Source organism: Chryseobacterium sp. HNCC26DJ239, from assembly GCF_057180445.1.
In genome coordinates, this window is record NZ_JBXUGJ010000004.1 from 425536 (window position 1) to 440957 (window position 15422).

A 15422-nucleotide genomic window follows, 5' to 3' on the forward strand; every position below is an offset into this window, starting at 1 on the left:
CGAATCTTTTATTAACATATCTCGCAACCCATATTAACAAGGATATTCAACCTTTGCATATCGATTTGATTAAAGAAGCCCGGAAATTTTTTTCCGGGCTTCATTTTTTTTTTGGAACCTAATGATTCAAATTATAGTATTGAGGAAAGTTTATTATTTGAAGAATAGTGTTCACAAATGTTTAATTTTTAATAATTGATTTTTTTTCATGTATAGTTGGCTTTAGAATCTTCTCAAATATAAGAAAAATTTATCAATAACCAAATTATATTATATTATTGCTAATATCGTTTAAGATAAAGTAATCAATAGTTTTTATGTATCGTTCAAAAAAGATAATTATCGTAAATTTGTAACGAATTAGAAAATAAATTAAAATATGTATCCAGTAGATTTAGTAATGCCAATGAAGGCGGAGCTTACAGATAAAGGTTTTGAAAATTTAGATACTCCTGCAGAAGTAGAAACTGCACTAAAGCAAGCAGGAACAACACTTTTGGTTATTAATTCTGTATGTGGTTGTGCAGCAGGAGCTGCAAGACCAGGAGTTGTTTACTCTTTAACAGGAGATAAAAAACCGGATCATCTTACAACAGTTTTTGCTGGGTTTGATGTAGAAGCTGTAGCAGAAGCTAGAAAACATTTGGCACCATTCCCGCCAAGTTCACCTTGTGTAGCGCTTTTTAAAGACGGAGAATTGGTACACATGCTTGAAAGACACCACATCGAAGGAAATCCTGCAGGAGCCATCGCTGCCAATCTTCAGGCTGCTTACGACGAGTATTGTTAGTAATATTTTTAATAATCTCAAAACCGCTTTGTAATTTTTTCGAAGCGGTTTTTTTGTGTCTAAATATTTCCTGCATTTTCAAGAATTGTTATATTTGTTGTACATGGCAACAAAGGCACTTTTCAACACGGTAGTCAACTGGTTTATCAAGCAAAGGATAGATCAGATTCAGCATTTTATCGACAATCCGATAGAAACTCAAAAGGGAATTCTTTTCTCGCAGCTTTTTCATTCGGAAGACACCGAGTATGGGAAGAAGTATGGTTTCAATTCTATTTCCAGTTATCAGGATTTTAAAAATAAAGTTCCTGTGGCTACTTATGAAGATTTTGAGCCTTACATTGAAAGAGCAAGACAAGGTTATAAAGATGTAAGCTGGCCTGGTTATATCAAGCATTTTGCGAAATCTTCGGGTACAACTAATGCAAAGAGTAAATTTATCCCTATTTCCGCTGAAAGCTTAGAGTATTGCCACATGAAAGCGGGAAAGGATATGGTTTCTATTTATGCCAATAATCATCCTGAAAACCAGCTTTTCACCAACAAAAACTTACGTCTTGGAGGGAGTTCGGAGCTCTACGCAGATTTTAATACCAAGTTTGGAGACCTTTCTGCTATTATTATTGATAATCTTCCGTTTTGGGTAGAAATTACTACCATTCCAAGCAAAAAGGTTTCTTTAATGTCTGAATGGGAATCTAAGCTGAAAGCTATCGTTTCTCAGGTTAAAAACGAAGATGTAGGAAGTATTCTTGGTGTTCCTAGTTGGATGATGGTGCTTTTACAAAGGGTTTTGAAAGAAACTGAAGTGGGAAGTATTTCGGAATTGTGGCCAAATCTTGAAGTTTTTTTTCATGGTGGCATTAGTTTTAAGCCGTATCGAGAGCAATATCAAAATATTATTGGTAAAAAAATTAATTATTACGAAATATACAATGCTTCGGAAGGTTTTTTCGGAATTCAAGACCAGTCGAATAGTGATGAGATGCTTTTAATGCTCGATTACGGCATTTTTTACGAGTTTATTCCGATGGAACAGTTCCATCTCTCAAATCCTAAAGTTTTAAGCTTAGAAGAGGTAGAAAAGGGCAAAAACTATGCAATGGTAATTACGACCAACGGCGGTTTGTGGCGTTACTTAATTGGAGATACGGTAATGTTTACGTCTACAAGTCCTTTTAGAATAAAAATTACAGGCCGTACCAAACATTATATTAATGCTTTTGGAGAAGAATTAATGATTAATAATGTAGAATCTGCATTGGCAAAGGCGTGTGAGCATACTAAAGCAAGCGTTACCGAATTTACCGGCGCTCCTGTGTTTATGAAAGAAAATGAAAGTGGTGCTCATGAATGGATTTTTGAGTTTAGTGCGCCTCCGGAAAATATGGAGGTTTTTATCGATTCTTTTGATAGACATCTAAAATCTGTAAACTCGGATTACGAAGCGAAAAGATACAACGATATTACGCTAAAAAGACCAGTTGTGCATATTGCAAGACCTAATCTTTTCTACAATTGGCTAGAATCTAAAGGGAAGCTTGGTGGGCAAAACAAAGTGCCTCGTTTAAGCAACGACAGAGAATACATCGATGTTCTTTTGGAGCTAAATAAAAAATAAAATAGTCCTGTTCAAACGAACAGGACTATTGTTTTATCTAAAAAGTTCTTATTTTTTCAGATCTTCTTTTAGTTTTTTTGCACTTTCTTCAATTTTTCCGGCGCCTTCTGCAGCAGCGTCTTTTAAATCTTTTCCAGCTTCATTTAGTTCTTTCTTAGTTTTTTCAGCTGTAGCATCAATTTTTTCTTTTGCTTCATCTGCTTTTTCGTCAATTTTATTTTTCGCGTCATTTATTTTTGCGCTGTCTACAATTCCGGAAGTTGTTTCTGTAGTGGTAATTGTAGTTGTAGAGCCGTCTGGATTTTCAATTTTTTCTGTTTCTGTCTTCGATTTTGTACAAGAAGCCATCAATCCTGCTACAGCTACTGCAATAATGAGATTTTTTTTCATAATTATATATATTAAAAAGTTTGTTTATTCGGTTTTGCTTTCGGTTGTTTTGTTTTCTTGCTCAGTCTTTTTCTTTTCTTCCTCTTTCTTTTTTTCTTCTTTTTCAAGAGCTTCATTAATCTTTTTCTCTTCTTCCTGAAGTCGGATAGCTTCGCGTAGAGAATCCTGATATTGTTTTGAAGACATTCTTATTTGCCTTGCTATATCTACAGAAACAGCTCCGGGAGAAAAAGAGTCTATAGCCGTCGTATCATAAGTTGCATGACTTTCATCTACAGTAGTTGTAGCTACGGGCTTTTCTTTTTTGCTACAAGCCAAAAAACACAATGTGCAGATAAATAAAATAAACGAAACAATATTTTTCATAAATATTCTTTTGGGGTGAAGCAATTTTTTTGCCACGGATAAATTTACTGAGAAATTTTGAATGTTGCCACAACCGGATAATGATCTGAAAGATTTACCGATCGATTTACCATGTAAGAAATTGGCTCTACAGGATCAGAAGTAAAAATGTAATCTAAACGTAAAGGATATTTATAGTCGTGAAAACTGGTTGCGCTGCCTCTTCCCGTTTTTACAAATGCATCTTGCAGGTCTTTACCGAGATGAAAATATTCGTAAGAATTAGGAACAGCATTGAAGTCTCCTGCAAGAATTATTGGGTAAGGAGAATTGTCGATGTATTGTCTAATGGTATCAATCAATTCCTGATGTTTTTTAAATGTAGGAATCAATTTTTTTACAATGTTTTTTACTTTCCTTTCGTCGTCATAATTGTCTGGTTCAAGCTTTACCATACTTTTTTCAAACTTAAAAGGTTGGAGATAAACATTTACAATCCTGTAGATTTTACCATTAATCTTCAAATCGGTATAATCTGCAAACGTGTTAAAGTCTTCGCTGTATTGCCCCTCAAAAATCTCTTTATACGCAATAATTTCGTTGTCTTTTTTGGTGTAAAGAGTAATGATTGGTGTGTGATGAGCTCTTTTTAAGGATGAAAAATTAAAGTCGATATTGCCATCTTCTTGAAGTAAAACCAAATCTGCGTTTTGACGGTTGATAAACCCTTCAATTTCTTCTTGATTTGCTCTTCCTCCTTTAATATTGAAAGAAACAATTTTAAGGTTTGCGCCTTCTTTTTCAGTTGTAAAATTAATCCATCGTTGCGTTGCAGAAATGAAAAACAAACCGAAAAACATAAAAACAAACGCTCTTTTTTTCCACATAAAAATCCATAAAAGAGTAAGGATACAATAGATAGAGATAAGAAGAGGAAATCCCAAAGATATAAGATTAAACCAAGGAAAAACCTTAGGAGGGACATAAGCATTTAGTAAAACTCCAAACAAAAGCAATAGAGTTCCTAAATGAATCAAAAGAAGAACAAGCCTTACAACTTTCATACTTTAATTGAAACGATAAATGTGTTTTCTCCAGTTTCGTGCCAAGATCCATCCCACAATTGCACCACCAACATGAGCAAGATGCGCAATTCCTCCCACGTTTCCTGTAACACCTAAGTAGATTGAGCCAATTACAACGACGGGAAGTACATATTTAACTTTTACTGGAATAGGGATGAACATGATACCAATTTTAGCTTCTGGATAAAGTGTTGCAAAAGCTGCAATAACCCCAAAAATAGCACCGGAAGCACCAACCATTCTTCCGAAAATAATAGGATTTAATTTTTCAATCAGCTCTGCTGTTGAATTGCTTACTCTTGTGTTTGCAAAGCTTTCAGGGTCAGAAATATAACCGTTAATGTCAAATCCTGCATCCGTTAATTGGGTGTAAATTTGTTGATATTCTACAAAATTCCAAATATTAAATAGAAGAAAAGCTCCGAAACCACTTAGAAAATAGAGAATTAAATATCTTCTGTCTCCTAAACTTTGCTCTAAAATAGGTCCGAAACTAAAGAGTGTAAACATATTAAACAAAATATGCGTAAAACCTCCATGCATAAACATGTGTGTTACGATTTGCCAAGACTTAAAATCTGGAGATAAAGGAAAGTATCCTGCAAGATAATAGTCTAATTGAGGCATAAGTAAAGCCGCAATAAAGACAATGATGTTTAAAATAATTATATTTCGTGTAATTGGCGGTATATTATTAAACATAATGCTTAAAATTTATTTTTAAAGTCATTAAACGGAACTTCGAAAAAGCAACGTTTTCCGTTGGGTAAAAATTCCGGGAAACCTAATGTGGTAAAGTCTTTAATGAGCTGTTCTGCATCTTTTTTATAGATAAAATCGAAGCGAGATTTTGTCTGCATTTTGTTCCATTGGTTTTGGTAAAACTGCATAAATTCTTCTTCGGTTTTATACTCAAGTATTTCAAAAAGATTTTCTAAGAACTTCATTACTTGTGTTTCTTTCAAGCCTTCAGGAACGCTGTCGATTCTTAACACGCTTTCGTGTGCAATTTTCATGTCGAATCCAAGCTCGGGAAGGTATTTTTTTATCGAACGATACTTGTTTTTTTCAATCTCGTTCATGTGATATTCTAGAGAGAATAGCAATGCATGACTTGCCGAGCTCGCCTTTTTTTCAGATTTATTATTTTCTGAAACCACAAGACGATGCATTCTTCCCAAATCAAGCATCAACGTACGATCTCCTTTATTGAAAAGCCAATATCCATTCGGAAGCCTCATTAAATCTTCATCAAAATCTTCATCTTCAAAAAGATTAATTTTTGAAGGTTCTGCAGCAATGTTTTGATGATACATTTCTGCTAAATTCTGAATTTCGGTTTTCGTAACCTGTTTTTCTTCCAAGAAAGGATTGTAATCTCTGTCTACAATAATTTCGGGCATTTTTACAGGCGCATTTCCTTTGCTTGGAAAGCTTTTCTGCATCATTTGATCTAACTGAGGATCTCTTTCGAAATCCAAACTTGGCGCAATATTGTAAATTCCTAAAGATCTTTTGATTGTAGAACGAATAAGCGCAAAAATAAGATGCTCGTCTTCAAACTTCACCTCTGTTTTTTGAGGATGAATGTTTACATCAATTTTCTCCGGTTCAATTTCAAGGAAAAGGAAAAATGTTGGGATAAAACCTGGTAAAAGCAATCCTTCAAACGCTTCCTGAACCGCTTTGTTGAAGTAAGCACTTTTGAAAAATCTACCATTTACAAAAAGAAATTGCTCACCTCTTGTTTTTTTAGCACCTTCAGGTTTTGCCACAAAACCATGAAGTTTACACCAAATAATATCTTCTTTTATCGGGATAAGCTGTGGTTGTAGTTTTCTTCCGAAAATGTCTACAATTCTTTGCATTTGGCTTCCTTTTCTCAGCCTAAAAACAGCTTCATCATCATGGAAAAGAGAAAATTCAAGATTTTCATGAGCCAAAGCTACACGTTGAAATTCATCAATAACATGACGAAATTCGATGTTGTTATTTTTAAGAAACTTTCTTCGAGCCGGAACGTTGTAGAAAAGGTTTTTTACTAAAAAATTAGAGCCTTCCGCTGTTTGCGCAGGTTCTTGAAATTGAAAAATTCCGCCTTCTATGTAGATATTTGTGCCCACTTCGGAATCTTTCTGCTTGGTTTTAAGCTCTACTTGAGCTACCGCAGCAATTGAAGCTAAAGCTTCCCCACGAAATCCTTTCGTAGCAATTTTAAAAATATCTTCTGTGCCACGAATTTTTGAAGTGGCATGTCTTTCGAAAGCCATTCTTGCATCTGTCTCAGACATTCCTTTACCATCATCTACCACCTGAATAAGGTTTTTTCCGGCTTCACGTATGATGAGTTCTATTTTTGAAGCACCTGCATCAATAGAATTTTCCAGAAGCTCTTTTACAATAGAAGCGGGTCTTTGTACGACTTCTCCTGCTGCAATCTGGTTGGCTACATGATCGGGTAAAAGCTGAATGATATCTGACATATATGATAAATGAACTTACAAAAATACTGAATCGAAATAAAAATGAAACATTTTGAAGTTTAAATTAAAATTTAATTTTCCACATATAAACAATGTCTGTTGCTTTTTAAACTAGTTCATAATGTGGAGTAAAGTAAAATCCTCCGTTTTACTTCGGAGGATTTTGAAAAAAACTAACTATATACAAGTAAAATACTTTCGATTCTTATGCGCTTAGAAGTTTTAATCTTCAAAAGCCAGTTTTGTTTTGGGTTTATGGAGTGTTTTTTTGTTTTGTATTACGCTGTCTCCGTGAATTTTATCGTAAAATACAGAGATGATGTTTGGTTTTCTGTAAATCTTTGAATATCGGTATTGTGTGTAAAAGTGTCTTAAATGAATTTTATAAAAATCGTATCCAATCACGACAAAGAGACATGCACTAATTACAAAAAACACTTTAAACTCTAGAAGATAATACGTAAGACCTGAAAACACAGCACCAGAAACATATGCAACCATGATACTGAAAAGCAGTTTTGCTTTTGCAACCAATTCTGGATTTTTTCTAAATCTTTTTTGGGTAAACATCGAAAAAAGAATTCCTAAATCGGTTGTTGTACCGGTAAGGTGCGTTGTTTTTACCGAAAAGTTTGAAATACTCGCAGTAAGACCATTCTATAAACCCGTTGCATACAGCATTAGACCTACTAAAATCTCTGCTTCTTCTATGGTTTTTTCATAATAAAACTGTCCGTAAATTCCTACGGTAACGAGACATAAAATTTCAACTATTATCGGTGTTGCATGAGCGAGGTATTGATTTTTTTTATGAAGGTGAATTACCGACATGTTGGAGGTGAAACTTCCGAAAAAGAACAAAAAGATCCAAATTCCTACAACGAGAACCTGCGACCAGTTTCCTTTACTTATTTCTGCTGCAAAAACAGCGTAATGTCCCGTTACATTTGATGTGAAAGAAAGAAATATAAGCAGCGAGGCAATGTTTATAGTTCCTGCCACAAAAGCAGTCAGTGTTCCTAACTGTATATTTTCTTTTAGCGTTCGGCTGTTACTATAATTTCTTAACATGGGGTTTCTATTTTGTGATGAGGTGATGGTGTTACTTTATACTTCTACAAAGACTTCGGCAATTTTTCCTTTTTCGGGAAGAAATTCCGGGCTGTGCATTTTTATTTGTTTCGCATCTAAAAACGTGGTTTTTTTAAGGAAAGGTGCAAGATCAAATTTTCTGTTGTGATTGCTGTGTTTCAGAGAATCTGAAAAATATGCTTCATCAATTTCAGATGTTTTTAAATATTGATCGAAGGTTCTTTGGAAATTTCCGGTAAAGACATCGCAAACTATTTTACTTATTAAGTCTGGATATTTGTTTTTGATGATATTGCATGCCTCAACAAATTCCGTAGGTCTTATCTTGCTGAATATTTTAGCTTTGTTGCTGAAAAGCAAATCACGAATAGATTCTCCTGAATCGTAGCCAGAAACGAGCAAGATTTTATACTGAAATGTATTGTCTACAGAGTTTTTTTCTCGCAAAACCTTCTTCATTATATTTAGAGAGTCTAAAGAAAAATCTGTCGCAATTAAAATGGTTTTGATCATAAGATTGTGATTTGGTTAATAAATTCTAACGTTTACTAAACAAAAGTATGATCGGTATATTAAAAGGATTTTGGAAATAAATTAGAATGTAATTAAGAGTATTAAAATGTGATTAGAATAAAAAAATTAAGCTTAAATTATTGTTTCTTCTGCTTTTAAACTTGCATAAAGTGTAGGGAATCTTAGTTGTACAGTTGTTCCCTGATTTTCAAAAGAGCTTACGGTAAGTTCGCCATTGTGCATTCTCACAATGTTTCTTGCTAAAGGCAAACCAATGCCGTATCCTTCGTAGTTTTTTGTATTAGAAGCACGGAAAAAAGGATCGTAGATTTTATGCATTTCAGACTCAGGAATTCCGATTCCGGTGTCTTTTACAATAATGTAGACATCAGTATCTGTAGCGCCAATCGAAACTTTTACTTGCTCAAAATTTGAATATTTGCAACCGTTGTTAATGATGTTGGTAATTGCAAGATGAAGCAATTGCTCGTTTCCTAAAACTTTCAATTTTTTAGGATTATCAGGAAGCATACTAATGTCGAGATAAATATTATTTCGAGAATCAATTCTTCTAATGGTTTCAATGGCGTCCCAAATGAGTTGGTCCATCCTTACTTTATCGATTTTCTGTATTTTTCCATCAAAACCAGTTTGAGCGATTAAGAGGAGTGCTTTAATTTTTTTGTCTAATTTTTCGGCTTCGTTTAGGATAATTCCTAGTGTTTCTCGGTATTCTTGGTTGCTTCTGTCGATAGAAAGCGCCACATCTGCTTCACCCATAATTGAGGTAAGAGGCGTTCTTAATTCGTGAGAGACGTTTCCAATTAAATGATTTTGGGTTTCAAAAGAGGTTTCAAGCCTCGTTAACATGTTATTGAATGTTTCTACAAGCTCATTCAGCTCTTTATTGTCGGGTTGTGGTTCAAGTCTTAAATGAAGGTTTTCTGAGGTAATTTCCTGTACTTTACCTGTAATTTTCAGGATGGGTTTAAATAAAGTTTTAGACAAATAAAAAGAAAAAATCATACTGAAAAACAAAGAAAGAACGATGCAGGTAATAAGCGTTCTCTTTAAAAAGCCTAAATAATAAATTACGTAATGGTTTTTTGCGGAAGCAATCGCAATGTAGCTTTTATTATTATATCGAAAACTTTGCCCGATATAGTAAAACTCGTTGTCGTTATAATTAGACTCTCCTTTTCTAAGCACATTTCTGAAAAAAGAATCAGGAATATGTACTTCTGAAGATATTTTGGTAAAGTTTGAATCTTCCGGAACGGCAAAAACATAATCTCTTTCCATCGGAAGTTCTTCGTCATTCAAACTATTAAGGATGTGATTTTCGGGAATGTCTAGTTTCTTTTTGCTTTTTTCGATCTGAACAATGGTGGTCGTTCTGATTTTTAAAAGTTCATAAAATCTTTGATGCGAAAAATTTACGATCGAGTAGTACACCAAACCTCCAAACAGCAAAATAACGGTAGCAAAAACTACCATCAAAAGAATCATTGTTTTGGTTTGATTGTTTATTACTCTATTGAACATTTTATTAAGTTTTTTTCAAAACGTAGCCCATTCCAATTACCGTATGGATAAGTTTGTTGTCTTCCTGATTGTCTATTTTTTTTCTGAGATAATTTACATAAACATCCACTACATTGGTTCCCATGTCATAATTTACGCCCCAAACTGCTTCCAGAATTTCTGCTCTGGAAATTACTTTTTCTGGATTGTTGAGGAAATATAGAAGGAGTTTATATTCTGTAGAAGTAAGAGAGATTTCTTCTCCGGCACGAGTAACGGTTTTGGTGTAATCATTAACTGAAACGTCTGAAAATTGGTAAATATGCTCACTTTGAACATCTTTTTCTTCTACTTCATTCGCGTTGTTGTTGCCACTTCTTCTCAATAAAGATTTTACTCTCGCAACGAGTTCGATAAACTTAAAAGGTTTTACCAAATAATCGTCTCCACCGCTTTCAAGACCGAGAACAATATTTTCTGAAGTTCCTAAAGCGGTTAAAAATAGAATAGGAACATTGGTTTTGGTTTTTCTAATTTCTTTACAGACTTCCAGTCCGTTCATTCCGGGAAGCATGATGTCTAAAATAACCAAGTCGAAATCGTTTTCTTTAACGAGTTTTACGCCGGTAATACCATCAAAAGCTACCGAAATTTCGTATCCGTTTTCCTGAAGTCCTTTTTTTATGAAAGAAACGACGCTGCTTTCATCTTCAATCAGAATTATTTTTTTCATAACAGTTCCTAATTACACAAAAATATGAATTTCATTTGAGGTGATGAGAGATTTTGCCTTTCTGAATGCATGAAAATTATGTTAAATAATTAGGTGGTTTTTAATTTAAAGCAAAAAAAATGAGCGGTTGCGAAGAACCACTCATTATATATATTCGTAAAGTTGAAATTAAAACTCAATATCAACTTCTAGTTTTTCAGCTAAAAGCTTAGAGATTTTTTCTTTCAAAGGTTCGATGTCGATATTTTGCATTGCATCATTAGCGAAAGCGTATAAAAGTAACGCCTGAGCTTCTTTTTTAGAAATACCTCTTGCTCTTAAATAGAACAAAGCATCATCGTTTAATTGCCCAACTGTACAACCATGCGAACATTTTACATCGTCTGCAAAAATTTCAAGCTGTGGTTTTGTATCAATTGAAGCGCCTTCGCTTAGCAAAACGTTGTTGTTTTGTTGGTAAGCGTTGGTTTTTTGTGCAATTTTATCTACGAAAACTTTCCCGTTGAAAACACCGTGAGATTTTCCGTCGTAGATTCCTTTGTAATTTTGATAACTTTCACAATTTGGGAAGTTGTGGTGTACCGCAGTATGGTGGTCTACAGTTTGGTCTTTCCCGATAATGGTGATTCCGTTCATAAATGAGTTGATATTCGACCCATTTTGAATGAAATCTAAGTTGTTTCTTACTAATTTACCTCCGAAAGAGAACGTGTTTACAGTTGTTAAACTGTCTTTTTCCTGCTTCGCGAAAGTGTTATCAATTAAATAAGAAGTATCGTTATCGTTTTGCAATTTATGCCAATCTGCTTTTGCGTTTGGATACGTGAAAATCTCTGTTACAGAGTTTGTTAGCACGTAAGAATTGTCAAAATTATGATGGCTTTCGATGATTTCTACTTTTGAACCTTCTTCTACAATAAGTAAGTTTCTTGTATTGTAAAATGTGTTCTCTTCTTGGTTTTGAGAGATGTAAAAAACGTGAATTGGTTTTTCAATCACCACATTTTTAGGAACTTTCAAGAAGAAGCCATATTTGCAATAGGCTTGGTTTAAGTTGGTAAAAGCGGATTGATCTGCTGCAATAGTATTGAAATATTTTTCAAAAACATCTCTGTGTTTCTCGTCATTTAAAGCATAATTAAATGAAAGAAATTCAACATTTTCAATCGAAACTTTTGATAATTCTTTGTGAAGTTTACCGTTTACGAAAGTAATCCAGTCGAAGTTTTCTTCGCCCAAATGCAGCTGTTCTAGCTGTTCTTTGGTGATGTTGTGGTTTTCTTTCGGAAAAAAGTTGTACGTTTTTTCGGTAATCTCTTTAAGGTTGGTGTATTTATATTCTTCGTCTTTTTTAGTCGGAAAACCAGCTTCTTCAAATCTTTGAAGTGCCGTTTTTCTGTCTTCATCTAAAAACCTGTGATGAAGCGAGTTTAAAAAGTCTTTGTGATTACTTAAAATTTGTTCGTGTAATGTCATAACCAATATTTCGGTGCTTCGCACCTTGTTTTGTTCGGCAGCTTAATTTACCTACATTTCGCAGCGTGGCTGCTTAAACTTTGAACGTTAAACTTTGAACTTTAGATTAATTCAAAAGCCAGTCGTACCCTTTTTCTTCAAGCTCTAGAGCAAGAGATTTATCACCAGTTTTGATGATTTTTCCGTTTGCTAAAACGTGTACGAAATCTGGTTGAATGTAGTTTAGCAATCTTTGATAGTGTGTAATCAAAAGAACTGCATTTCCTTCATTTTTAAAGGCATTTACACCGTCTGCAACGATTCTTAAAGCATCGATATCCAATCCAGAATCGGTTTCATCAAGAATTGCCAATTTAGGGTCAAGCATCATCATTTGGAAAATTTCGTTTCTTTTCTTTTCACCTCCCGAAAAACCTTCGTTTAGCGACCTTGAAAGGAAATCTTTTTTGATTCCTAATTTCTCAGACTTTTCACGAATCATTGCCAACATTTCTTTTGCAGGCATTTCTCCTAATCCGTTTGCTTTTCTGTTTTCGTTCATCGCAGCTTTGATGAAGTTGGTTACAGAAACACCCGGAATTTCTACCGGATATTGGAAAGAAAGGAAAATCCCTTTGTGTGCTCTTTCTTCAGGAGCATCTTCTATGATATCTTCCCCTCTGAAAATGATTTCTCCATCGGTAACTTCGTAATCTTCTTTCCCTGCAATTACAGAAGAAAGAGTAGATTTACCAGCTCCGTTTGGTCCCATAATAGCGTGAACTTCTCCTGGTTTTATTTCAAGATTGATACCTTTTAAAATTTCTGCGCCGTCTTCAATTTTGGCGTGCAAGTTTTTTATCTCTAACATACGTTTAAATTTATCGCAAGGCTAGACTAAGATTTTTTAATCTCCTTTGCTTTTTTAAGATAAACAAAGGCGCTAACGCTTATCAATGAAATACTATTTCTTAATTAAATTTATATCTAAAATTATTCAAGACCATTTGCGATTCTCATGACACCATTTTTAAACAGTTGAGAATTGAAATTGATAAGCATTCCTAACTTATAATTTCCTAGCCGTAAATAATTTTTTAATTGTGATGCGTGAAAATTGTTTAAACTTTCAACAGATTTAATTTCTAAAACAACCATGTTTTCAATTACTAAATCCATTCTAAAAGCATTTTCTAGCAACAATTCTTCATATTGGATGTTCAGAGTTTTTTGTCTTTCAACTTTTACTCCTGCTTTCTTCAATTCATAGAAAAGACATTCTTCATAAATGCTTTCATATAAGCCAGTTCCTAATTTTCTATGAATTTTTAATCCGCTTTCAAAGACAATCTTTGAAATTTCATTTTCAGTCATTTGTGTAAATTTTCGCAAAGATACACAAGTTAATTGTAGGAACTCAATTTAAAACTTGTCTTACTTTCCTAAGCGTTAGCGCCTTTGTTTACCTTTGAAATAAACAGTTAGCAATTAAAAAAAACTTAGTTTTACTTTGCGATAAAAAGATTATCCTACAGAACCCTCTAGTGAAATCTCCAGTAATTTTTGGGCTTCAATAGCAAATTCCATTGGTAATTTATTTAAAACTTCTTTACTGAAACCATTTACAATCAAAGCAATTGCTCTTTCTGTATCAATACCTCTTTGGTTGCAGTAGAAAATCTGGTCTTCACCGATTTTTGAAGTTGTTGCTTCGTGCTCCAATTGTGCAGTTGGGTCTTTTATCTCGATGTAAGGGAAAGTATGTGCACCACATTCATTACCCATCAACAGAGAGTCACATTGTGAGAAGTTTCTTGCTCCTTTTGCAGAAGGCATCACTTTTACTAAACCTCTGTAAGAGTTGTTAGATTTTCCTGCAGAAATACCTTTAGAGATAATGGTAGATTTTGTGTTCTTCCCGATATGAATCATTTTTGTTCCTGTATCGGCATATTGGTGGTTGTTGGTTACTGCAATTGAATAAAATTCTCCCACAGAATTGTCGCCTTTCAAGATACAAGAAGGATATTTCCAAGTTACGGCAGAACCTGTTTCAACCTGTGTCCAAGAGATTTTTGCATTCTTTTCACAAAGCCCTCTTTTTGTTACGAAATTGAAAACACCTCCTTTTCCTTCTTCGTTTCCTGGATACCAGTTTTGAACGGTAGAATATTTAATTTCAGCATTGTCCATTGCAATCAATTCTACAACGGCTGCGTGAAGCTGGTTTTCGTCTCTCGACGGAGCAGTACAACCTTCAAGGTAAGAAACATAACTTCCTTCATCTGCAATGACAAGTGTTCTTTCAAACTGACCTGTTCCTGCCTGATTGATACGGAAATAGGTTGATAATTCCATGGGGCATCTTACACCTTTTGGAATGTAGCAAAAACTTCCGTCGGAAAATACCGCAGAATTCAATGCTGAATAGAAGTTGTCTCCTCTTGGAACTACTTTACCAAGATATTTTCTTACTAAATCGGGGTGATTTTTAATGGCTTCAGAGATAGAGCAGAAGATAATTCCTTTCTCCATCAAAGTATCCTGGAAAGTTGTTTTTACAGAAACAGAGTCTATCACGATATCCACAGCAACACCGGCAAGTCTTTTTTGCTCCTCAATATTGATTCCTAATTTTTCAAAAGTCTTCAACAATTCAGGGTCTACTTCATCTAAGCTTTCAAGCTCAGGTTTTGCTTTTGGTGCTGCGTAATATTTAATTGCCTGAAAGTCTGGTTTTTCATATTTAATGTTTGCCCAGTCTGGCTCTGCCATTTTCAGCCAGATTTTAAAAGATTCCAAACGCCATTCAGTCATCCATTCTGGTTCTTCTTTCTTAGCAGAAATCGCACGGATGATATCTTCGTTTAATCCTGTCGGGAAATCTTCGTAATCGATTTTGGTTTCCCAGCCGAATTCGTATTTTTTATTTTCTAAATCGACTCTTAGATCGTCTTCTGTATATTTACTCATTAGATTTTTTTAGATTTTCAGAACTTTTTTGTCGCTGAATTTCTTAATAATTAAATTTTAAAGAGAAAAACTTTCTCCACAACCGCAAGTTCTTGCAGCATTTGGATTGTTAAAAACAAATCCTTTTCCATTAAGACCTCCAGAATACTCTAGAATAGTTCCTGCTAAATAAAGGATTGATTTTTTTTCGACGATTACTTTCACGCCGTTGTCTTCGAAAACTTGGTCTGTTTCACCTTTTTCGTTGTCAAATTTCAAGACGTATTCAAGCCCGGAACAACCGCCGCTTTTTACGCCAACTCTTATATAATCGGTCTCAGGATTGAAGCCCTCTTCTGTCATCAACTGAGCCGCTTTTGCTTTTGCCTGATCGCTAACTTTTATCATTGTTTTTATTTAGAATGATTTCAGGTTGCAA

At 34.3% G+C, this 15422-nt stretch carries 15 protein-coding genes and 1 pseudogene; 2 read left to right on the forward strand and 14 right to left on the reverse strand.

Going from position 1 to position 15422, the window contains the following annotated elements:
- Positions 1–379: 379 nt before the first annotated feature.
- Together AC2A1D_RS11135 and AC2A1D_RS11140 are read left to right on the forward strand one after the other, a co-directional pair.
- On the forward strand, positions 380–790 hold the full coding sequence (locus tag AC2A1D_RS11135) for a BrxA/BrxB family bacilliredoxin (protein ID WP_484043712.1): 411 nt from the start codon (positions 380–382) through the stop codon (positions 788–790).
- Between the two features lie 103 nt (positions 791–893).
- Positions 894–2411 (forward strand): GH3 auxin-responsive promoter family protein, encoded by a 1518-nt coding sequence (locus AC2A1D_RS11140; RefSeq protein ID WP_484043713.1) that lies wholly within the window; start codon positions 894–896, stop codon positions 2409–2411.
- A gap of 48 nt (positions 2412–2459) precedes the next feature.
- On the opposite strand, the gene AC2A1D_RS11145 is transcribed toward AC2A1D_RS11140, so the two are convergent.
- The 14 genes and pseudogenes from AC2A1D_RS11145 to AC2A1D_RS11210 all read right to left on the reverse strand — a co-directional run bounded on the left by AC2A1D_RS11145 (position 2460) and on the right by AC2A1D_RS11210 (position 15391).
- On the reverse strand, positions 2460–2801 hold the full coding sequence (locus AC2A1D_RS11145) for a hypothetical protein (protein ID WP_484043714.1): 342 nt from the start codon (positions 2799–2801) through the stop codon (positions 2460–2462).
- 24 nt (positions 2802–2825) lie between these two features.
- Complete coding sequence (locus AC2A1D_RS11150; RefSeq protein ID WP_484043715.1) at positions 2826–3167, reverse strand: hypothetical protein; 342 nt, start codon at positions 3165–3167, stop codon at positions 2826–2828.
- A gap of 44 nt (positions 3168–3211) precedes the next feature.
- Positions 3212–4210 carry an endonuclease/exonuclease/phosphatase family protein gene (locus AC2A1D_RS11155; RefSeq protein WP_484043716.1) on the reverse strand — a complete coding sequence of 333 codons (999 nt, stop codon included), beginning with the start codon at positions 4208–4210 and terminating at the stop codon, positions 3212–3214.
- Between the two features lie 3 nt (positions 4211–4213).
- Positions 4214–4933: a rhomboid family intramembrane serine protease gene (locus AC2A1D_RS11160; protein WP_484043717.1), complete on the reverse strand. Its 720-nt coding sequence runs from the start codon at positions 4931–4933 to the stop codon at positions 4214–4216.
- 5 nt (positions 4934–4938) lie between these two features.
- Entirely contained in the window at positions 4939–6714 is a 1776-nt protein-coding gene (mutL, locus tag AC2A1D_RS11165) for a DNA mismatch repair endonuclease MutL (protein ID WP_484043718.1), read from the reverse strand.
- 222 nt (positions 6715–6936) lie between these two features.
- Positions 6937–7785, reverse strand: a pseudogene (locus tag AC2A1D_RS11170) (YoaK family protein).
- A gap of 36 nt (positions 7786–7821) precedes the next feature.
- The gene (locus AC2A1D_RS11175) at positions 7822–8319 is read right to left on the reverse strand and encodes a hypothetical protein (protein WP_484043719.1); all 498 of its coding nucleotides are present in this window, start codon (positions 8317–8319) and stop codon (positions 7822–7824) included.
- A gap of 132 nt (positions 8320–8451) precedes the next feature.
- Complete coding sequence (locus AC2A1D_RS11180; RefSeq protein ID WP_484043720.1) at positions 8452–9864, reverse strand: sensor histidine kinase; 1413 nt, start codon at positions 9862–9864, stop codon at positions 8452–8454.
- A gap of 4 nt (positions 9865–9868) precedes the next feature.
- Entirely contained in the window at positions 9869–10576 is a 708-nt protein-coding gene (locus AC2A1D_RS11185) for a response regulator transcription factor (protein ID WP_484043721.1), read from the reverse strand.
- A gap of 168 nt (positions 10577–10744) precedes the next feature.
- Positions 10745–12052, reverse strand: a complete 1308-nt coding sequence (gene sufD / locus AC2A1D_RS11190; protein WP_484043722.1) for a Fe-S cluster assembly protein SufD — start codon at positions 12050–12052, stop codon at positions 10745–10747.
- A gap of 106 nt (positions 12053–12158) precedes the next feature.
- Positions 12159–12902 carry a Fe-S cluster assembly ATPase SufC gene (gene sufC / locus AC2A1D_RS11195; protein ID WP_484043723.1) on the reverse strand — a complete coding sequence of 248 codons (744 nt, stop codon included), beginning with the start codon at positions 12900–12902 and terminating at the stop codon, positions 12159–12161.
- Positions 12903–13024: 122 nt separating this feature from the next.
- Positions 13025–13405 (reverse strand): GxxExxY protein, encoded by a 381-nt coding sequence (locus tag AC2A1D_RS11200; RefSeq protein WP_484043724.1) that lies wholly within the window; start codon positions 13403–13405, stop codon positions 13025–13027.
- 150 nt (positions 13406–13555) lie between these two features.
- Complete coding sequence (gene sufB, locus AC2A1D_RS11205) at positions 13556–15004, reverse strand: Fe-S cluster assembly protein SufB (RefSeq protein ID WP_484043725.1); 1449 nt, start codon at positions 15002–15004, stop codon at positions 13556–13558.
- Between the two features lie 57 nt (positions 15005–15061).
- Positions 15062–15391, reverse strand: coding sequence for a HesB/IscA family protein (locus AC2A1D_RS11210; RefSeq protein ID WP_484043726.1), 330 nt, complete (start codon positions 15389–15391; stop codon positions 15062–15064).
- Between the last annotated feature and the right edge of the window lie 31 nt (positions 15392–15422).